The organism is Pseudomonas sp. H3_A02 (assembly GCF_054671965.1).
This window is the reverse complement of record NZ_CP162807.1, coordinates 1,506,049-1,524,667: the sequence shown is the minus strand read 5'-3', so window position 1 is coordinate 1,524,667 and position 18,619 is coordinate 1,506,049. Positions and strand designations below refer to the sequence as shown.

17 protein-coding genes are annotated in these 18,619 nt (G+C 60.9%); 7 read left to right on the top strand and 10 right to left on the bottom strand.

Annotated elements, in window-relative coordinates:
- Positions 1–16: 16 nt before the first annotated feature.
- The 3 genes from rho to AB4N80_RS06470 form a co-directional block, all read right to left on the bottom strand.
- A complete protein-coding gene (rho, locus tag AB4N80_RS06480; RefSeq protein ID WP_046039047.1) occupies positions 17–1,276 on the bottom strand; it encodes a transcription termination factor Rho in 1,260 nt (419 codons plus the stop codon).
- A 241-nt stretch (positions 1,277–1,517) separates the two neighbouring features.
- The gene (gene trxA, locus AB4N80_RS06475) at positions 1,518–1,847 is read right to left on the bottom strand and encodes a thioredoxin TrxA (RefSeq protein ID WP_003206727.1); all 330 of its coding nucleotides are present in this window, start codon (positions 1,845–1,847) and stop codon (positions 1,518–1,520) included.
- A gap of 121 nt (positions 1,848–1,968) precedes the next feature.
- Positions 1,969–2,676, bottom strand: a complete 708-nt coding sequence (locus AB4N80_RS06470; RefSeq protein ID WP_305468797.1) for a FadR/GntR family transcriptional regulator — start codon at positions 2,674–2,676, stop codon at positions 1,969–1,971.
- Positions 2,677–2,931: 255 nt separating this feature from the next.
- Here AB4N80_RS06470 and AB4N80_RS06465 point away from each other — a divergent pair, with 255 nt between their 5' ends.
- From AB4N80_RS06465 to AB4N80_RS06450, 4 genes are read left to right on the top strand one after another with little or no spacing between them, the layout of a single operon-like run.
- On the top strand, positions 2,932–3,717 hold the full coding sequence (locus AB4N80_RS06465; RefSeq protein WP_305468798.1) for a transporter substrate-binding domain-containing protein: 786 nt from the start codon (positions 2,932–2,934) through the stop codon (positions 3,715–3,717).
- A 21-nt stretch (positions 3,718–3,738) separates the two neighbouring features.
- Positions 3,739–4,419, top strand: coding sequence for an amino acid ABC transporter permease (locus AB4N80_RS06460; protein WP_460081199.1), 681 nt, complete (start codon positions 3,739–3,741; stop codon positions 4,417–4,419).
- A complete protein-coding gene (locus AB4N80_RS06455; protein WP_077507224.1) occupies positions 4,416–5,066 on the top strand; it encodes an amino acid ABC transporter permease in 651 nt (216 codons plus the stop codon). The genes AB4N80_RS06460 and AB4N80_RS06455 overlap by 4 nt, the downstream gene beginning before the upstream one ends.
- On the top strand, positions 5,053–5,790 hold the full coding sequence (locus AB4N80_RS06450) for an amino acid ABC transporter ATP-binding protein (RefSeq protein WP_024619803.1): 738 nt from the start codon (positions 5,053–5,055) through the stop codon (positions 5,788–5,790). Before AB4N80_RS06455 ends, AB4N80_RS06450 begins: the two co-directional genes overlap by 14 nt.
- Before the next feature lie 3 nt (positions 5,791–5,793).
- Here the strand turns inward: AB4N80_RS06450 and AB4N80_RS06445 are convergent, their stop codons facing one another.
- The 4 genes from AB4N80_RS06445 to AB4N80_RS06430 form a co-directional block, all read right to left on the bottom strand.
- Positions 5,794–6,306 carry a hypothetical protein gene (locus tag AB4N80_RS06445; RefSeq protein WP_240998490.1) on the bottom strand — a complete coding sequence of 171 codons (513 nt, stop codon included), beginning with the start codon at positions 6,304–6,306 and terminating at the stop codon, positions 5,794–5,796.
- Complete coding sequence (locus AB4N80_RS06440; protein WP_460083024.1) at positions 6,269–8,860, bottom strand: fimbria/pilus outer membrane usher protein; 2,592 nt, start codon at positions 8,858–8,860, stop codon at positions 6,269–6,271. Before AB4N80_RS06440 ends, AB4N80_RS06445 begins: the two co-directional genes overlap by 38 nt.
- Before the next feature lie 8 nt (positions 8,861–8,868).
- Positions 8,869–9,504 (bottom strand): fimbria/pilus chaperone family protein, encoded by a 636-nt coding sequence (locus AB4N80_RS06435; protein WP_240998497.1) that lies wholly within the window; start codon positions 9,502–9,504, stop codon positions 8,869–8,871.
- Between the two features lie 248 nt (positions 9,505–9,752).
- Positions 9,753–10,409, bottom strand: coding sequence for a DUF1120 domain-containing protein (locus AB4N80_RS06430; RefSeq protein WP_122567501.1), 657 nt, complete (start codon positions 10,407–10,409; stop codon positions 9,753–9,755).
- Positions 10,410–10,778: 369 nt separating this feature from the next.
- Here AB4N80_RS06430 and ppx point away from each other — a divergent pair, with 369 nt between their 5' ends.
- A complete protein-coding gene (gene ppx, locus AB4N80_RS06425) occupies positions 10,779–12,281 on the top strand; it encodes an exopolyphosphatase (RefSeq protein ID WP_460081195.1) in 1,503 nt (500 codons plus the stop codon).
- A 198-nt stretch (positions 12,282–12,479) separates the two neighbouring features.
- On the opposite strand, the gene ppk1 is transcribed toward ppx, so the two are convergent.
- Together ppk1 and hemB are read right to left on the bottom strand one after the other, a co-directional pair.
- The gene (ppk1, locus tag AB4N80_RS06420; RefSeq protein WP_122567503.1) at positions 12,480–14,696 is read right to left on the bottom strand and encodes a polyphosphate kinase 1; all 2,217 of its coding nucleotides are present in this window, start codon (positions 14,694–14,696) and stop codon (positions 12,480–12,482) included.
- A 17-nt stretch (positions 14,697–14,713) separates the two neighbouring features.
- Positions 14,714–15,727 (bottom strand): porphobilinogen synthase, encoded by a 1,014-nt coding sequence (gene hemB / locus AB4N80_RS06415; protein WP_122567504.1) that lies wholly within the window; start codon positions 15,725–15,727, stop codon positions 14,714–14,716.
- Between the two features lie 204 nt (positions 15,728–15,931).
- Between hemB and AB4N80_RS06410 the strand changes: the two genes are divergently transcribed.
- Complete coding sequence (locus tag AB4N80_RS06410; protein WP_122567505.1) at positions 15,932–16,555, top strand: DedA family protein; 624 nt, start codon at positions 15,932–15,934, stop codon at positions 16,553–16,555.
- Here the strand turns inward: AB4N80_RS06410 and AB4N80_RS06405 are convergent.
- On the bottom strand, positions 16,536–17,783 hold the full coding sequence (locus AB4N80_RS06405; RefSeq protein WP_122567506.1) for a sterol desaturase family protein: 1,248 nt from the start codon (positions 17,781–17,783) through the stop codon (positions 16,536–16,538). The genes AB4N80_RS06410 and AB4N80_RS06405 overlap by 20 nt on opposite strands.
- Positions 17,784–17,908: 125 nt before the next feature.
- Between AB4N80_RS06405 and elbB the strand changes: the two genes are divergently transcribed.
- Positions 17,909–18,577 (top strand): isoprenoid biosynthesis glyoxalase ElbB, encoded by a 669-nt coding sequence (elbB, locus tag AB4N80_RS06400; protein WP_122567507.1) that lies wholly within the window; start codon positions 17,909–17,911, stop codon positions 18,575–18,577.
- Positions 18,578–18,619: the final 42 nt, after the last annotated feature.

Genomic DNA, 18,619 nt, shown 5'->3' with positions numbered 1-18,619 from the left:
GAAGCGTTGCTTCGTGTTACTTGCGCTTCATCGACAGGAAGAACTCATCGTTGGTCTTGGTCGTTTTCAGCTTGTCGACCAGGAACTCGATGGCGGCGACTTCATCCATCGGATGCAGCAGCTTGCGCAGGATCCACATGCGCTGCAGCTCGTCGTCGGCGGTCAGCAACTCTTCGCGGCGCGTGCCGGAACGGTTGATGTTGATGGCCGGGAACACACGCTTTTCGGCGATACGACGATCCAGGGGCAGCTCCATGTTGCCGGTACCCTTGAATTCCTCGTAGATCACTTCGTCCATCTTCGAACCGGTTTCAACCAGTGCGGTGGCGATGATGGTCAGCGAGCCGCCTTCCTCGATGTTCCGCGCGGCGCCGAAGAAACGCTTGGGTTTTTCCAGGGCGTGGGCATCGACACCACCGGTCAGCACCTTGCCGGAACTCGGGATCACGGTGTTGTAGGCACGGGCCAAACGGGTGATGGAGTCCAGCAGGATCACCACGTCTTTCTTGTGTTCGACCAGGCGCTTGGCCTTCTCGATCACCATTTCGGCAACCTGCACGTGGCGGGTCGGCGGCTCGTCGAACGTCGAGGCAACCACTTCGCCGCGTACGGTGCGCTGCATCTCGGTCACTTCTTCCGGACGTTCGTCGATCAGCAGCACGATCAGATGAACTTCAGGGTTGTTACGGGCGATGTTGGCCGCGATGTTCTGCAGCATGATCGTCTTGCCCGCTTTCGGCGGCGCCACGATCAGGCCGCGCTGGCCTTTGCCGATGGGTGCGCACAGGTCGATGACACGACCGGTGAGGTCTTCGGTGGAACCGTTGCCGGCTTCCATCTTCATGCGCACGGTCGGGAACAGCGGGGTCAGGTTCTCGAAGAGAATCTTGTTCTTCGCGTTTTCCGGACGGTCGTAGTTGATCGTGTCGACCTTGAGCAGGGCGAAGTAACGCTCGCCTTCCTTCGGAGGGCGGATCTTGCCAACGATGGTGTCACCGGTGCGCAAGTTGAAGCGACGGATCTGGCTCGGCGAGACGTAGATATCGTCTGGGCCGGCGAGATAGGAAGCGTCTGCGGAGCGAAGGAAGCCGAAGCCGTCCTGGAGAATCTCCAGCACGCCATCACCGGAGATTTCCTCGCCGCTTTTCGCGTGCTTCTTGAGCAGGGAGAAAATCACGTCCTGCTTGCGCGAACGGGCCATATTTTCTATGCCCATCTGTTCGGCCAATTCGAGCAGTTCGGTAATCGGCTTTTGCTTGAGTTCAGTCAGATTCATATAGGAATGACGTAATCATTTATGGAGGGGGGAAATTAAGCTTTTGGCTTAATGAGGCCGCGCCGCGGAGAAGGCGACAGGATCGCGTACTTATTCGAAAGGAGAGCGTCGGCGACGGCTTGCAGGGGGCAATGGAGAAACCAGTGCGGGGCCGAATGTAACACCTGGGTTTGCGAGCGTCTAGCCCTGAATAACGAAAAAGCCCCGCGATTTGCGGGGCTTTTTCAATGGCATTCGGCGCTTAGATGTTGGCGTCGAGGAAAGCGGCCAGTTGCGACTTCGACAGCGCACCGACCTTGGTGGCTTCGACGTTGCCGTTCTTGAACAGCATCAGGGTCGGGATACCACGCACGCCGTGCTTGGCCGGAGTCTCCTGGTTCTCGTCGATGTTCAGCTTGGCAACGGTCAGCTTGCCCTTGTAGGTCTCGGCAATCTCGTCCAGGACCGGGGCGATCATTTTGCAGGGACCGCACCACTCAGCCCAATAGTCGACCAGCACTGCGCCTTCGGCCTTGAGTACGTCAGCTTCGAAGCTAGCGTCGCTAACGTGTTTGATCAGATCGCTGCTCATGGAAATCTCCGGGGTAATCAGCAAAAAAACGTGGCCCATCATAGCTGCCCTTCCCAGGTTCAGGAAGCTTGAGTTGATTGAGTCTCGCTATGGCGGCAGATGTATTTGGGTATAGCTCAAGTCACGAGGCCACAGGCGCCACGAAGGAAATTCCGGTACGCAGCGCAGCGTTACGTACATGTTCCTGCATGGCTTTTTGCGCGGCGCCTGACGCCCGACGGGCCAGGGCGCGAAGGATCTTGCGATGCTCCTGCCAGGTTTCCATCGCCCGCTCCGCCCGGATGAACGGTAGCTTCTGGCTTTCCAGGAAGATGTCAGCGCTGGCGGTGAGGATGCTCAACATCGCCTGGTTACCGCTGGCCAGCAGGATGCGCCGATGGAATTCGAAATCCAGCCGCGCGGCGGCGTCGAAATCCCCGACCTTCAATTCCCGACGCATGGCTTCGACATTGTCTTGCAGCCGGTCGAGCTCATCGGCGCTGAGTGTCACTGCAGCCAACCCCGCCGCAAAGCCCTCCAGGGCGTAGCGCAACTGGAAGATATCCACCGGCGAGATCTGGGCCGCGAACGGCCAGCCCGGCGCCGACTCGCCGCGTGGAGCCTCTACCGGTGCCTGCACGAACACCCCCTTGCCCGGCTGCACGCTGATCATGCCCAAGGCACTCAGGGAGGACAGCGCTTCGCGCAGCGACGCCCGGCTCACGCCCAGTTGCAGCGCCAGGTCCCGTTGCGACGGCAGCGCATCGCCCGGGCCGAAGCCTTCATCGACGATCAGTTTGCGGATGGCTTGCAGGGCCACTTCAGGAACGGCACGAGCGATGGAATTCATGATTTTTTCAGACGAACCGGGCCAGTGAGCGGCTAGTTGTAAAGCTATTCGCCGCCCCCGGCAAGTCGTGCCCCAGCAGGGTTCGGCGACAAATGCCGACGCCCGATAACGGTGCGAAACGCGGCACAACTGTTCAGACCAGTAAGACCGCTCCCCACCAGCAAAACCGTGGCTTCGGCCGATGGAAAGTCGCCTTGGCATGGCCTGTGCTCTGTCCGAACGCAGAAATCACATCACCGATTGCGGAGATTCGCCATGATTCAGCGTTGCAGCGTCCTGCTCACAGCCCTGTTTGCCAGCCTGATGCTTAGTCAGTTGCCCGCCCATGCCGACGGCCTGGACGACGTGGTCAAGCGGGGCACCCTCAAGGTCGCCGTGCCCCAGGACTTCCCGCCATTCGGTTCGGTCGGCCCGGACATGAAACCCCGCGGCCTGGACATCGACACCGCAAAACTGCTGGCCGACCAGCTCAAGGTCAAGCTTGAACTGACGCCGGTCAACAGCACCAACCGCATCCCCTTCCTGACCACCGGTAAGGTCGACCTGGTGATTTCCAGCCTGGGCAAGAACCCGGAGCGCGAAAAAGTCATCGACTTCTCCAGCGCCTACGCGCCGTTCTACCTGGCCGTGTTCGGTCCACCTGATGCCGCCATCAACACCCTGGACGACCTCAAGGGCAAGACCATCAGCGTCACCCGTGGCGCCATCGAAGACATCGAACTGAGCAAAGTCGCCCCCGAAGGCACCACCATCAAGCGCTTCGAAGACAACAACTCGACCATCGCCGCCTACCTGGCCGGCCAGGTGGACCTGATCGCCAGCGGCAACGTGGTGATGGTCGCCATCAGCGAACGCAACCCCAAGCGCGTCCCGGCGTTGAAGGTGAAGCTCAAGGACTCGCCGGTGTACGTGGGCGTGAACAAGAACGAGCCGGCGCTGCTGGACAAGGTCAACCAGATCCTCGCCACCGCCAAGACCGATGGCAGCCTGGAGAAGAATTCCCAGACCTGGCTCAAGCAGCCGCTGCCGGCCGATCTCTGACCGTCGCTTGAGAGGCTGAGCATGGCTTATCAGTTCGATTTTCTGCCGGTGGTGCAAAACACCGAGCTGCTGTTGCGCGGCGCGCTGTTCACCCTGGAACTGACGGCCATCGGCACGTTGCTCGGGGTCAGCCTGGGCATTGTCGGGGCTGTGGTGCGGGCCTGGAACATTCGTCCGTTCGCGGCGATCTTCGGTGTGTACGTGGAATTGATCCGCAACACACCGTTCCTGGTGCAGTTGTTTTTCATCTTCTTCGGTTTGCCGTCCCTGGGCCTGCAGATTTCCGAATGGCAGGCGGCGGTGCTGGCGATGGTGATCAACCTTGGCGCCTACTCCACCGAGATCATTCGCGCCGGTATCCAGGCCATCCCGCGGGGGCAACTGGAAGCGGCCGCGGCCCTGGCGATGAGCCGCTTCGAAGCCTTGCGCCACGTGGTGCTGCTGCCGGCGCTGGGCAAGGTCTGGCCGGCCCTGAGCAGCCAGATCATCATCGTGATGCTCGGTTCGGCGGTCTGTTCGCAGATCGCCACCGAAGAGCTGAGCTTTGCCGCCAACTTCATTCAGTCGCGCAACTTCCGCGCGTTCGAAACCTACGCCCTGACCACGCTCATCTACTTGTGCATGGCGCTGTTGATCCGCCAGTTCCTCAACTGGGTGGGCCGCCGCTGCCTGTACAAGAGCAGCACTGGGGGCCGCCCATGAGCGATTTCACTTTCTGGGACGTGGTGCGCAACCTGCTCACCGGCCTGCAATGGACCCTGGCGCTGTCGCTGGTGGCGTTTATCGGCGGAGGTGTGATCGGCTTGCTGGTGATGGTGCTGCGCATCTCCAAAAGCGCCCTGCCCCGTAACATTGCCCGCACCTACATCGAGCTGTTCCAAGGCACGCCGCTGTTGATGCAGCTGTTCCTGGTGTTCTTCGGCGTGGCCCTGGCCGGAGTAGAGATTTCCCCGTGGATGGCGGCGGCCATTGCCTTGACGCTGTTTACCAGCGCCTACCTGGCGGAGATCTGGCGCGGTTGTGTCGACTCGATTTCCCACGGCCAGTGGGAAGCTTCGGCGAGCCTGGCCCTCAACCCGCTGGAACAGTTGCGCTACGTGATCCTGCCCCAGGCCCTGCGCATCGCCGTGGCACCGACCGTGGGCTTTTCCGTGCAGGTGGTCAAAGGCACCGCCGTCACTTCGATCATTGGCTTCACCGAACTGACCAAGACCGGCGGCATGCTCGCCAACGCCACCTTTGAGCCATTCATGGTCTACGGCCTGGTCGCCCTCGGTTACTTCCTGCTCTGCTACCCCTTGTCCCTCAGTGCGCGCTACCTGGAAAGGAGACTGCATGCCTCTGCTTAGAATTACTGCCCTGCATAAATACTACGGCGATCATCACGTGCTCAAAGGCATCGACCTGAGCGTCGAGGAAGGCCAGGTGGTGGCGATCATCGGCCGCAGCGGCTCGGGCAAGTCCACCTTGCTGCGCACCCTCAATGGCCTGGAATCGATCAACGACGGCGTGATCGAAGTCGACGGCGAATACCTCGATGCCGCCCGCGCCGACCTGCGCAGCCTGCGGCAGAAAGTCGGGATGGTGTTCCAGCAGTTCAACCTGTTCCCGCACCTGACGGTGGGCGAGAACGTGATGCTGGCGCCGCAGGTTGTGCAAAAAGTGCCCAAGGCCAAGGCGGCCGTGCTGGCGCGGCAGATGTTGGAACGGGTCGGGCTTGGCGAGAAATTCGATGCCTTCCCCGACCGCTTGTCCGGCGGCCAGCAGCAACGGGTGGCGATTGCCCGCGCCCTGGCGATGTCGCCGAAAGTGCTGCTGTGCGACGAAATCACCTCGGCCCTGGACCCGGAACTGGTCAACGAAGTGCTCAGCGTGGTGCGGCAACTGGCCAAGGAAGGCATGACCCTGATCATGGTCACCCACGAAATGCGCTTCGCCCGGGAAGTGGGCGACAAACTGGTGTTCATGCACCAGGGCAAGGTGCATGAGGTGGGCGATCCCAAGGTGCTGTTCGCCGATCCGCAGACGGCCGAATTGGCGAACTTCATCGGTACCGTGGAACCGGCGGCGTGACGTTCAGTGGCCGGGGACCAGCTCGAAGCGGCCACGACCGTCAATCAAGGTTTCATCACGCACCCGGGTCGCACTGGCTGGCAAGTAGGTCTCGATCTCGACTTGCGCCGTAAACATCCGCCCCTGGATGCGTACACCGCCCTGCCGGGCGACCAGGGTCTGGCCAGGCAACAGACGGCTGCCCTGCTCCAGGGAACGCGCACGCCCTTGGAACAGTTCGACGGCCTGCCCGTCCAGCCGGGGCTGCTTGAGGCCTAGCGTGAAACTGCCGTGGAGCCCCAGGCTGAAGGCTTCGGGGCCGGCGCCAGGGCTGTCGAAACGCAAAGCCATCGCGGTGGGCTGGGGACAGACCACACTCAGGTTCAGGGTTCGCTTGCCGAGCGCCAGTTCAGCCTGGCCCGGCTGCTCGACAAGCAGCTCGCCGGAGTGCAGGCGACCATAATCGATCCGATCCTGGCTCAGCGACACACTGCATTGTTCAGCTTTCGCTGGGTTCGTCAGCATCAGCATCAGCATCAAGCAACTCAGGCAACTCAGGTTCCTCGGCAGTCGCCAGTGCCTCATTTGACTGAAGGTCACGGCATACCGCCGAAGCGGTCTCATAGGGAAGATCTTCATCGTTGTTCTCCATCAGTTCGAATTGAAGCTGGCAGGTCCTGGCTCCGGACAACGCAACTTTCAGGGCCTGCTGCCCATCGATGTCGCCAAGGAAAATCATGCCGTCGCCAGCCACGCTGGTCAGGAAGTCGTCATTTTCAGCCAGTACCGAGACACCCTGCGGCAGCGCCTGACCGCCTTCGTCGCGGGCATGCAGCAACAGCCTGCGAACATTGACCACCGAGAAGTCGACGGCATTGAATGAACCGCGTCCGGCGCTCAGGACCTTGGTGCCGTTCTGGATATCCACGCGCTTGGGCAGCGACCGGGTGTCCACTTGGAGACGACTGTTGTTGTAGGCGGGCAAACTGGCGATGACCGCCTGCCCTTTCGCGTCCGTCCATACCGGGCCTTGCGGTGTGCTGATCCTGGCCCCTGGAACACCCCCCAAGGAAACGACGCCGAATGTTTCCTGGACCCGGTAAGGGGAAAAAGTCACCCCTTGTCCATGCGCTACGACACCACCTTTGAGGTAGCCACTGTAATTAGTGCTGAAACGGTCTTGACTGGCCGCCAGCCCGACCTGCGCATAACGTGGCGTCGCGTTGACACTGCCTCGCGTCAGGGATTGCGGATGGTTAAGTCCTTGCTCGGTCCCCACCTCATAGTTGAGGTATTCGTTGACGCGCTCGCTGTAGGCGGCCGCCAGGGTCGAACGGCTGCCCTGATGCCTTAGAGAGGAACGGGCGCGACGGTCCTTGCCCAGCGGTACGCTGACCTGCAGGCGTACCGACACACCCTCGTCGTATGACCCTGATGTGCCCACCGCCGAATCAATGTGGGCACTCACGCTGGCATGCTTGAACGATTTGCTCCAGGAGCCGTACAAGCGCGCGTACGTCTGGTCATCGAATTGCGACGATTGGGAGTAACCCACCGAGAAACCACCCAACGCCGGATCGAACCAGCTGAGTCCGGCCGTGTATTGGTTCTTGAAGCGCGACGCCAGAAAATCATCCCGCTCGGTATTTTTGTCGACGTAACGAATCTCTGAAACTTCGCGGTAGCCCGGCGTCTGCCGGGTGGCACTGAGTGTCAGGTCGAGGTTGTCGGCCAGCGCCGTGCCCAGGGAAAGACTGCTGCGCGCGCCGGACCTGCCGCTGGCCTTGTCATGGGAGACGTTGCTGCGCGCGCCAACCGAAAGGTTCGCCAGTGGTCGGGTATCGAGCCCGAGCCCCATCGCCTGATACGTCTGCGCACCCACCAGGCCGCTGCTGAGCGCCGAGCTCTGCCCCAGCCCCCAGCTTGCGCTCCCCATCGCCAGCAACGGTTGCTCGCCCTCGCTTTCTCCTGACCCACGCACCTGGCCCAGGGAAAGGTAATAACCCGACTGAACGGGAACCGTGCCCCGGAACGACGCCGCCGGCACGACAAAACGCTGCTCTGCGCCACTGTCTTCGATCACGCTCACTTCAAGATCGCTGGTGCCGTTGAGGAGCGGCAAATTGCTGAGGGTGAAGGGGCCTTCCGGCACCAGCGTTGTGTAAATCAACGCACCGGACTGACGGACCTCCACCCGGGACTGACTCAAGGCCAACCCTTCCACCACGGCACCACTGGCGCCACCGCCGCGCTTCACGCCGTCGGGAAAGAACTGCAGACCGGAGAACTGCACACCACCGAACACCGGACTGTTGCTGGAAAGCTGTCCGACCTGGAAAGTCGATTGCAAAGCCAGCAGGTCGCGCTGGGCATAGGCGTACAGATGCTCGCTGCGTTGCACCCCGTTGATCGAGGTGTAAAGCTGGCGACTGCGGACAATCCAGTCCCCCAGATTGAACCCGGCTTCCGTGGCCAGGGAGAGATAACGGTTTGCGCCGCCTGAACGCGATTGGCTTTCCAGGCCCAGCACATCGTAGTTGAGCAGCCCTGCCAGGCCGCCCCGGGAGAACATTTCCTCGCTCAGCCCCTGCTCTCGAAAGGCCTCGCTCGGGACCACCAGTGCGACCTCTTCGCGATTGGGGCGCAGGCTCACGACCGTATTGGGGTATTGCGCAAGGAAGTCATGGCAGGTCGGTGCTTCCCCTTCCCCTTGGTTGATCATTGCAGCAGGCACGCGCAAACCGGCCTTCTCCAACAAACCTTGGGTAAAGCACAGCTCACCATCGCGATCGAATTGCGCCTCGGTCAACCCGAGTTGATTGCCGTTGAGCCGCAGGCTCACGACGCGTGTGCCCTCGTGAAAACGCGGCGCGGTACGGAAATAATCCGAAACACCGGGGTCGACGCCTCGGGAAGAGAGTATCGAGGCATCGAACTGAGCCTCTTGTTCCTGCGCGAGCACATAGCCATCGGTCCCGCACCAGATCGCTGCGGACAAGATCCACTTGCGTGACCAGAGTCGTTTGCCCGTCCATCCGCAAACCCACCGACGACCGCTGTTGCGTACGATAAGGCGCGGCGCCGCGTACATGACCTTCATCATCGACTCACGACCGGCGCATCAAAATTGCCAATCGCAAACCCATACAGCGTCGCGGGCTGGATCGTGACCGACGTGAGCTCGGGCACAGCCTCCTTGAGCGCGGCCGTCAGGGTCTCGCCCGGCAAGATATAGGTGCGGGGCAGGGAAACCGAGGTGTTCGGTGGGTTCAGATGCACCCGCTCCGACAAGCGCACGACGTAGGGGCTGTCGTTCTGCACCGCCAGGTTTTCCCCGTCGACTGTCCATTTCAAGAGTTCCCAGGGCGCCTGATGCCGAGGCAAACCCTTGGGATGGATGATCACCGGCAAGTTATGGCGAATGTTGATGCCCACCGTGGCACCGCCATCGGATTTCTTCTGCGGGATCCCTTCGAAAGTGACACGCTTGAGACGCTGGGTCTTGAGCGGCTCCTTGAAGGCCCCGATCAAACGGACCAACTGCGTTTCACCGGCATCGACCCGCATGATCGGCGGCGTCACGATCACCGACAGCTCGGGGTCTTCCGGTATGTGTTCAATCTTTGAATGAAGCAGCGCTGGGCCGGCATCGGTATTGGTGAGGTTGATATTGGCCTCGCCATGCTCTTCATAAAAGATAACCACCGTGGTTTCCGGTTGCATGCCGGCAGCCATCGCCGAGCCGCAAACAAAACAACCCAGGTACAGCGCTGCACGCAAAGCAAATCCAAGTTTCAGTAAAAAGTCCAAGGCACACTCTCCCGCCACGAATCGAAGTTCATGGAGCGATACATAGATCTGAATAAAATGCTCGAAACGGCCACAGCCGGACGCCTGACCTTTCCTTCGTCAGCATCGATCAGCCGTGCAGAGCCAATATATCCAGCAAAGAGCCAGCCCCGGGATCGGGGCTGGCAATAACATCAGATGTAGTTCAGTTCCAGCGTTGCGCTGCCATCTATTTGCAGGTCATCCCGCACAACCAGTTCGGTTGTATTGTTGATCGCTGCTTCGATTTCCAACTCACCAGAGACTGTTGTCAAAAGATGCGGCGCAGTGGCGCTACTTGGAGACCACGAAAGCATATAACTGGATCGGCTACGCAGAAAATCTCCAGCAGCGATCCAACCGCCCGATCCAACTGCGGACAAGATAGTCTTGAAATCCGTGCCTCCATCTACAGAATAGTTACGAACATGCAAGCTGTAGGCGCCAATTTTATCGCCATCCGCGCTTGCCCCCAGCCCGAAACTATTGAGTGGCACAGCTAGGCCAGGATCGATCACCTCCATGGCTTCATGCTTTTTGCTGGCCTCCCGGTTATCGATAGCGGTTAAAGCAACTAGCGTCGGGCCATCACAGGTGATGTTGAACGCCGTATTCAGTTTGTTCAATTTGGTGTAATCGACAGGACTCAGATCCTTGGCATTGATTCGTCCATAATCGACGGCCAACGTAGGAATATTCAGCGAGCAACTGCCAGGAACAATGCTGCCTGTCACTTGCAAGTCAGCCGCCTGGGCATTGGTGCAGGCTAATGCAAGAAGCGTGATTGCCGCCAAACCATATTTGTTTTTCATTACTATTTCCTTCAAATAGCATCAATTGGATGCTAATCATGCAACGCCTGGGAACTCCTTCCCCCTATCACACCTAACTCAGCAGGCAGAACTTCTTCCTGAAACCCAACAGTCGCAACAACTAACATCACGGCGAAATTGCCGAGCGAAAGTATCGGGAAAAGCCGCTTAAAGATAAGCAGGAAACATCATCATTTATCGTAGGAAACTACTACCACCCATAAAACAATAGGTACTTTCCTACAATACTTTCCTGCGTAATTATCGCCTCTATCCAAAACCGTCACCGACCGAAACCCAGCAGCATCCGTTGGCGGCGGTCGTCGATCGTGGCAGGATGGCGAGGTTATCGACCGAGACTTTTTGACCATGCCGCCATCCCAAGCCAAGAATCTGTCCCTGATCGCCGCCATCGACCTGGGCTCCAACAGCTTCCACATGGTCGTCGCCAAGGCCCAGAACGGGGAAATCCGCATTCTTGAGCGGCTCGGCGAGAAGGTCCAGTTGGCCGCCGGCATCGACGAAGAACGCCAACTGAGCGAAGAATCCATCCAGCGCGGGCTCGATTGCCTCAAGCGGTTTGCCCAACTGATCAACGGTATGCCCCTGGGCGCGGTGCGGATCGTGGGCACCAACGCCCTGCGTGAGGCGCGTAACCGTGGCGAATTCATCCGTCGCGCCGAAGAGATCCTCGGCCATCCGGTGGAAGTCATCTCCGGCCGTGAAGAAGCCCGCCTGATCTACCTTGGCGTTTCCCACACCCTGGCCGATACCCCGGGCAAGCGCCTGGTGGCGGACATCGGTGGTGGCAGTACCGAATTCATCATTGGCCAGCGCTTCGAACCGCTGCTGCGCGAAAGCCTGCAGATGGGCTGCGTCAGCTACACCCAGCGCTATTTCCGCGACGGCAAGATCACCCCGGCCCGCTACGCCCAGGCCTACACGGCGGCGCGCCTGGAAATCATGAGCATCGAACACGCCCTGCACCGCCTGACCTGGGACGAAGCCATCGGCTCCTCGGGGACCATTCGCGCCATCGGCCTGGCGCTCAAGGCGGGCGGCCACGGTACCGGCGAGGTCAACGCCGAGGGCCTGGCCTGGCTCAAGCGCCGAGTATTCAAGCTCGGTGAAGCGGACAAGATCGATTTCGAAGGCATCAAGCCCGACCGCCGGGCGATTTTCCCGGCGGGCCTGGCGATCCTCGAAGCGATTTTCGACGCCCTCGAACTGCAACGCATGGACCACTGCGAGGGCGCCCTGCGCGAAGGCGTGCTCTACGACCTGCTGGGGCGTCATCATCACGAAGACGTGCGTGAACGCACCCTGGGCTCGCTCATGGAGCGTTATCACGTTGACCTGGAGCAGGCTGTACGGGTCGAACGCAAAGCCCTGCATGCCTTCGACCAGGTGGCTGACGACTGGGACTTGAACGACGGGGTGTGGCGCGAATTGCTGGGCTGGGCCGCCAAGGTCCATGAAGTGGGCCTGGACATCGCCCACTATCACTACCACAAGCACGGCGCCTACCTGATCGAGCACTCGGACCTGGCGGGTTTCTCCCGGGAAGACCAGCAGATGCTCGCGCTATTGGTGCGCGGCCATCGACGCAACATTCCCAAGGATAAATTCGCCGAGTTCGGCGATGACGGCATCAAGCTGATTCGCCTGTGCGTGCTGCTGCGTTTTGCGATCCTGTTCCACCACATCCGTGGCACCCAGGAAATGCCGCAGGTCGTCTTGCGGGCCGATGGCGATGAACTGGATGTGCTGTTTCCTGAAGGCTGGCTGGAAGAGAACCAGCTGACCCAGGCCGACTTCGCCCAGGAAGCCGACTGGCTTACCCGGGTTGGGATTGTGCTGAACATTCACTGAGTCCAGCGACAACACCGATCTCTTGTGGCGAGGGGATTTATCCCCGCTGGGCTGCGAAGCAGCCCCAGGGAGGTTGGGCTCAGTAGATCTGACACACCGCGCTGCCAGGTTTTAGGGCTGCTTCGCAGCCCAACGGGGATAAATCCCCTCGCCACAGCAAGCTCCCTCGCCACAAAAGCCAAGCTCGTCTCCGAGCGTTTAACGAACCGCCAACACCGGGCTGCTCAAGCGCTCCAGCAAGGTCGCCTGGGCGCTGCGCGGGTTCTGGTTGCCGGTCGGCGTGTTGCGGATGTAGCGACCATCCGACTGCAGGCTCCAGCTGTGGGTGTTGTCGGTGAGGTAGCTTTCCAATTCCTTCTTGACCCGCAGGATCAGCTTCTTGCCTTCCACCGGGAAGCAGGTCTCGACCCGCTTGTCGAGGTTGCGCTCCATCCAGTCGGCGCTGGACAGGAACATCTGCTCCTCACCGCCGTTGAGGAAGTAGAACACCCGCGTATGCTCCAGGAACCGCCCGATGATCGAGCGTACATGGATGTTGTGGGACACCCCCGGGATGCCCGGCCGCAGGCAGCACATGCCCCGCACCACCAGGTCGATGCGCACGCCCGACTGGCTGGCCTTGTACAACGCACGAATGATCTTCGGGTCGGTCAGCGAGTTGAACTTGGCAATGATGTGGGCCGGCTTGCCGTCCAGGGCGAACTGCGTCTCCCGGGCGATCATGTCGAGCATGCCCTTTTTCAGGGTGAACGGCGCGTGCAGCAGTTTCTTCATGCGCAGGGTCTTGCCCATGCCGATCAACTGGCTGAACAGCTTGCCGACGTCTTCGCACAAGGCATCGTCAGAGGTCAGCAGGCTGTAGTCGGTGTACAGGCGGGCGTTGGCGGCGTGGTAGTTGCCGGTGCCCAAGTGGGCGTAACGCACGATCTCACCGGCCTCACGACGCAGGATGAGCATCATCTTGGCGTGGGTCTTGAAGCCGACCACGCCGTAGATCACCACCGCGCCGGCCGCTTGCAGACGGCTGGCCAGTTGCAGGTTCGATTCTTCATCGAAGCGGGCGCGCAATTCGATCACCGCAGTGACTTCCTTGCCGTTTCGCGCCGCGTCCACCAGGGCATCGACAATTTCCGAGTTGGCGCCACTGCGGTACAGGGTCTGGCGCACCGCCAGGACGTGGGGGTCCTTGGCGGCCTGGCGCAGCAGGTCGACCACCGGCGTGAACGACTCGAACGGGTGCAGCAGCAGGATGTCCTGCTTGCTGATCACGCTGAAAATATTCTCGCTGTTTTGCAGCAGTTTCGGGATCTGCGGCGTGAACGGCAGGTATTGCAGTTCCGGGTGGCTGTCCAGGCCGGTGATGCTGAACAGTCGGGTCAGGTTGACCGGACCGTTGACCTGATACAGCTCGGTCTCGTGCAGGTTGAACTGCTTGAGCAGGTAGTCGGACAAGTGTTTCGGGCAGGTGTCGGCCACCTCAAGGCGCACCGCATCGCCGTAGCGACGGGAGAACAGCTCGCCGCGCAAGGCGCGGGCCAGGTCTTCGACGTCCTCGGTGTCCACCGACAAGTCGGCGTTACGGGTCAAACGGAACTGGTAGCACCCCTTCACCTTCATGCCCTGGAACAGGTCATCGGCGTGGGCGTGGATCATCGACGACAGGAACACATAGTTGTCGCCAGGGCCGCCAACGTCTTCCGGCACGCGGATGATGCGCGGCAACAGGCGTGGCGCCGGGATGATCGCCAGGCCGGAATCGCGACCGAAGGCGTCGATGCCTTCCAGTTCGACGATGAAGTTCAGGCTCTTGTTGACCAGCAACGGGAACGGGTGCGTCGGATCGAGGCCGATCGGCGTAATGATCGGCGCGATCTCGTCGCGGAAATAGCGGCGCACCCAGGTCTTGATCTTGGTGTTCCAGTTGCGGCGGCGGATGAAGCGCACCTGGTGCTTTTCCAGCTCCGGCAACAAGATGTCGTTGAGGATCGCGTACTGGCGGTCCACATGGCCGTGGACCAGTTCGCTGATGCGGGCCAGGGCCTGGTGCGGTTGCAAACCGTCGGCACCCGCCTGTTCACGAGCGAAGGTGATCTGCTTCTTCAGGCCGGCGACGCGGATTTCGAAAAACTCATCCAGGTTGCTGGAAAAGATCAGCAGAAATTTCAGCCGTTCCAGCAGCGGGTAGGACTCGTCCAGCGCCTGCTCCAGCACGCGGATGTTGAACTGCAGTTGCGACAGCTCGCGATGGATGTACAGGCTGCTGTCATCCAGGTTCGGAATGGCAATTGCCGGCGCCGGGATGGGCTCGACGACAGCCGGGGGAGCAGGCTCCAGCTCCGGCGGCGTTTCGGCAACTTGCTCGACCACGGGTTGAGCGTCTTTTACGGCAACTTCGGAGAGTCCTTCGGTATTCATCGCAAGTTCCTGGGAGGCTATTTCTGCTCTCGTAACAATTGGGCGGCGCGCACAGCAAAGTAAGTCAGGATGCCATCAGCGCCTGCGCGTTTGAAAGCGGTCAAGGACTCCAGGATTACCCCTTCGCCCAACCAACCGTTCTGGATCGCGGCCATGTGCATGGCGTACTCGCCGCTGACCTGATAAACAAAGGTCGGCACTTTGAATTCGTCTTTGACCCGGCAAAGAATGTCGAGGTAGGGCATGCCAGGCTTGACCATGACCATGTCTGCCCCTTCTGACAAGTCGGCCGCCACTTCGTGCAAGGCTTCCTGACTGTTGGCCGGGTCCATCTGATAAGAGGCCTTGTTGGCCTTGCCCAGGTTCAGGGCCGAGCCGACCGCATCGCGGAACGGGCCGTAATAGGCGCTGGCGTACTTGGCCGAATAGGCCATGATCCGCACGTTGACGTGACCGGCCACCTCGAGGGCTTCGCGGATCGCCTGGATGCGCCCGTCCATCATGTCCGACGGCGCAACCACCTGGGCACCGGCCTCGGCGTGGGACAGCGCCTGCCTGACCAGCGCATCGACGGTAATGTCGTTCTGCACGTAGCCTTCTTCATCGAGGATGCCGTCCTGCCCGTGGGTGGTGAACGGGTCCAGCGCCACGTCGGTGATCACCCCCAGCTCCGGGAAGCGCTCACGCAGGGCACGGGTCGCACGTTGGGCGATGCCCTCAGGGTTCCAGGCTTGCGCGGCGTCCAGGGACTTGAGCGCCGGCGGCGTAACCGGGAACAGGGCCAGCGCCGGGATACCCAGTTCGACCCAGTGGGCAGCTTCTTCGAGCAGCAGGTCGATGGTCAGGCGTTCCACCCCGGGCATCGACGCCACCGCTTCGCGACGGTTCTCGCCGTCCAGCACGAATACCGGCAGGATCAGGTCGTCGGTGGTCAGCACGTTTTCACGCACCAGCCGACGAGAGAACTCATCACGACGGTTGCGACGCAGGCGGGTAGCAGGGAACAGACGATTGGCGGGGGTAAAGCTCACGGCAGACTCCTGAGCCCGCAGACGGGCGAGCGTGACAGTTATAAGCGACCATTATGACGAACGCGTGACAGTTGTGCTAAAGCGCGACCGGTAGTCGCAGTCATTGTCTTCTGTAGGAATTGTTCACGTCGAGACACATTTCGATACTTTCCTGAATGTGCCCGAAGGGTTAGGCTGCGCGTTCATTTCGCCAGCACCCAGACAATGCTCCAACAATTTCTGCATGACTTCGGCTACTTGGCCCTGTTTATCGGCACGTTTTTCGAAGGCGAAACCATCCTCGTGCTCGCAGGCTTCCTGGCGTTCCGTGGCTACATGGACATCAACCTGGTGGTGGTCGTGGCGTTCTGCGGCAGTTACGCCGGCGATCAGCTGTGGTATTTCCTGGGGCGCAAGCACGGCCGCAAGCTCCTGGCGCGCAAGCCGCGCTGGCAGTTGATGGGGGATCGCGCGCTGGAGCACATTCGCCGGCATCCGGACATCTGGGTCCTGAGCTTCCGCTTCGTCTACGGCCTGCGCACGGTGATGCCGGTGGCGATCGGCCTGTCAGGCTATCCGCCGGGCCGCTACCTGCTGCTCAACGGCATCGGCGCGGCGATCTGGGCCACGGCCCTGGCCGCCGCCGCGTACCACTTCGGCGCGGTGCTCGAAGGCATGCTGGGCAGCATCAAGAAATACGAGTTGTGGGTACTCGGCGCGCTGCTGGTGCTAGGCTTGGTCCTGTGGCTGCGCCGGCGCATCAAGAATGCGCGGCTGGCCAAGAAAGTCCTCGAAGCCGAACGCCTGGAACAAACCAGGTCCGACGCACCTACGACGCCAACCGAGTAAATCGGCTGCGACAGCAATACAGCCCGATGCCACTGAGCAGGCTGTAGCTGAGCAGCCCGACCCAGGCCCCATGGCTCATCACCGCGCTGACCGGCCACAACCCGGTCAAGGGCGCCAGCCACACCAGCGGCAGGTTCGAGGCCAGCCGCAACAGCTCCAGCTTCAGCGCCCACGGGCGATTCTCCAGGGCCACGCCCAACACGAACAGACCGAACGCCACCGCCCCCCACCCCAACACCAGGGCGGCGACCGGCAGGCTGCTTTCAAGGTTCATCAAATAACTGCCCAAGGCAATGTAGACGCAGAACTGCAGCCCCACGTACCACTGTTGGCGCAGGTCCAGCGGCACGGCGAATTTGCGGAACTGGCTCAGGTTCGGCTTGTTCAGCGGGTACTGGGCTGCAACGTCCGCCGGACGCCAACCGGTGGGCATGAACCAGATTCGCAGCTTGTCCCACCAACGCCCGGTCCGCCGCGCATCGGCCCACAGCTGGGCATAGAACTGCAGGTTGGCCCACAACGGATTCCAACTCGCCAGCGGCGTGGTCACGCCGAAAATCACCGGTTCGTTATCGTCTTCTTCTTGGAAGGTGCCAAACAGACGGTCCCAAATAATGAACACCCCGCCGTAGTTGCGATCCATGTAGAGAGGGTTCTGTGCATGGTGGGCACGATGATTGGACGGCGTCACGAAGCACCACTCCAGCCAGCCGAGCTTGGGAATGTGTTGGGTGTGGACCCAGAACTGGTACAGCAGATTCAACGCCGCGACGCTGACGAAGACCACCAGCGGCACACCCAGTACGGCGAGCGGGACGTAGAAAATCCAGCTCAACAGGAACCCGGTGCTGGTCTGGCGCAGTGCGGTGGACAGGTTGTAGTCCTCGCTCTGGTGATGCACCGAATGGGCGGCCCAGAGGATGTTGCGCTCATGGCCCATGCGGTGCAGCCAGTAGTAGCAGAAGTCGTAGAGCACGAAGGCGAACACCCAGGTCCAGGCCCGGTCGGCAGGCAATTCGATGACGGCCAGGTGTTTCAACGCAAAGGCGTAGGTCACCAGCCCCACGCCTTTGGTCAACAGGCCCGTGGTGGTCGACAGCACGCCGGTGCTCAAGCTGTTGATCGCGTCTGCCACGCGGTAGTGGCTCACGCCCCGCCAACGATCGGCCAGCAACTCGACGGCAATCAGCACGAAGAAGAACGGCACGGCATACAGGATGAAGTTCATGACGCAACCCGGGCATGCAAGGCAGGGAGATAGTCGGCAGATTAGGTGTAGCTGCCCGATCCCCCTATGGCAACGAGTGACAAATTAGTAGACATTTAACGCCATGAATCTGGAGAAAAAAGCCCATGAGCAAAAAAATTGCAGTGATCCTTTCCGGCTGTGGCGTGTATGACGGCGCCGAGATCCACGAAAGCGTGATCACCCTGCTGCGCCTCGATCAGCGCGGGGCGCAAGTCCAGTGCTTCGCCCCCAACATTGCCCAACTGCACGTGATCAATCACCTGACCGGCGAGGAAATGCCCGAGAGTCGCAACGTGTTGGTGGAATCGGCGCGGATCGCCCGGGGCAACGTGAAGGATTTGCGCGAGGCCAACGCCGAGGATTTCGACGCCCTGATCGTACCCGGTGGTTTTGGCTCGGCGAAAAACCTCTCCAACTTTGCTGTCGAAGGCGCCGGTTGCACTGTCCAGCCTGAGGTCCTGGCCTTGACCGAGGCTTTTGCCGAAGCGGGTAAACCGGTCGGGCTGATCTGCATCTCACCGGCCCTGGCGGCAAAAATCTATGGCCCGGGGGTGACGTGCACCATCGGCAACGACCCGGACACCGCGGCAGCCGTGGGCAAAATGGGCGGCACTCACGAAGAGTGCGCGGTAACCGACATCGTCGAAGACCGCGCGCGCAAACTGGTCAGCACCCCGGCCTACATGCTGGCGCAGAACATCAGCGAAGCGGCTTCAGGCATCAACAAGCTGGTGGACCGGGTGTTGGAGCTGACCCACGAGAACGACGCCTGACCCCACCACCACTACCCCTGTGGGAGCGAGCCTGCTCGCGAT

Bases quoted from the DNA above. Each gene is read 5' to 3' on its own strand.
- AB4N80_RS06460 (WP_460081199.1), top strand. From the start codon at position 3,739: ATGGCTTATCAGTTCGATTTTCTGCCGGTGGTGCAAAACACCGAGCTG.
- ppx (WP_460081195.1), top strand. From the start codon at position 10,779: ATGCCGCCATCCCAAGCCAAGAATCTGTCCCTGATCGCCGCCATCGAC.
- AB4N80_RS06405 (WP_122567506.1), bottom strand. From the start codon at position 17,783: ATGAACTTCATCCTGTATGCCGTGCCGTTCTTCTTCGTGCTGATTGCC.
- AB4N80_RS06430 (WP_122567501.1), bottom strand. From the start codon at position 10,409: ATGAAAAACAAATATGGTTTGGCGGCAATCACGCTTCTTGCATTAGCC.
- ppk1 (WP_122567503.1), bottom strand. From the start codon at position 14,696: ATGAATACCGAAGGACTCTCCGAAGTTGCCGTAAAAGACGCTCAACCC.
- AB4N80_RS06435 (WP_240998497.1), bottom strand. From the start codon at position 9,504: ATGGCTGCCGGCATGCAACCGGAAACCACGGTGGTTATCTTTTATGAA.
- AB4N80_RS06410 (WP_122567505.1), top strand. From the start codon at position 15,932: ATGCTCCAACAATTTCTGCATGACTTCGGCTACTTGGCCCTGTTTATC.
- AB4N80_RS06465 (WP_305468798.1), top strand. From the start codon at position 2,932: ATGATTCAGCGTTGCAGCGTCCTGCTCACAGCCCTGTTTGCCAGCCTG.
- AB4N80_RS06450 (WP_024619803.1), top strand. From the start codon at position 5,053: ATGCCTCTGCTTAGAATTACTGCCCTGCATAAATACTACGGCGATCAT.
- AB4N80_RS06440 (WP_460083024.1), bottom strand. From the start codon at position 8,860: ATGTACGCGGCGCCGCGCCTTATCGTACGCAACAGCGGTCGTCGGTGG.
- AB4N80_RS06470 (WP_305468797.1), bottom strand. From the start codon at position 2,676: ATGAATTCCATCGCTCGTGCCGTTCCTGAAGTGGCCCTGCAAGCCATC.
- elbB (WP_122567507.1), top strand. From the start codon at position 17,909: ATGAGCAAAAAAATTGCAGTGATCCTTTCCGGCTGTGGCGTGTATGAC.
- AB4N80_RS06455 (WP_077507224.1), top strand. From the start codon at position 4,416: ATGAGCGATTTCACTTTCTGGGACGTGGTGCGCAACCTGCTCACCGGC.
- rho (WP_046039047.1), bottom strand. From the start codon at position 1,276: ATGAATCTGACTGAACTCAAGCAAAAGCCGATTACCGAACTGCTCGAA.
- trxA (WP_003206727.1), bottom strand. From the start codon at position 1,847: ATGAGCAGCGATCTGATCAAACACGTTAGCGACGCTAGCTTCGAAGCT.
- AB4N80_RS06445 (WP_240998490.1), bottom strand. From the start codon at position 6,306: ATGCTGATGCTGATGCTGACGAACCCAGCGAAAGCTGAACAATGCAGT.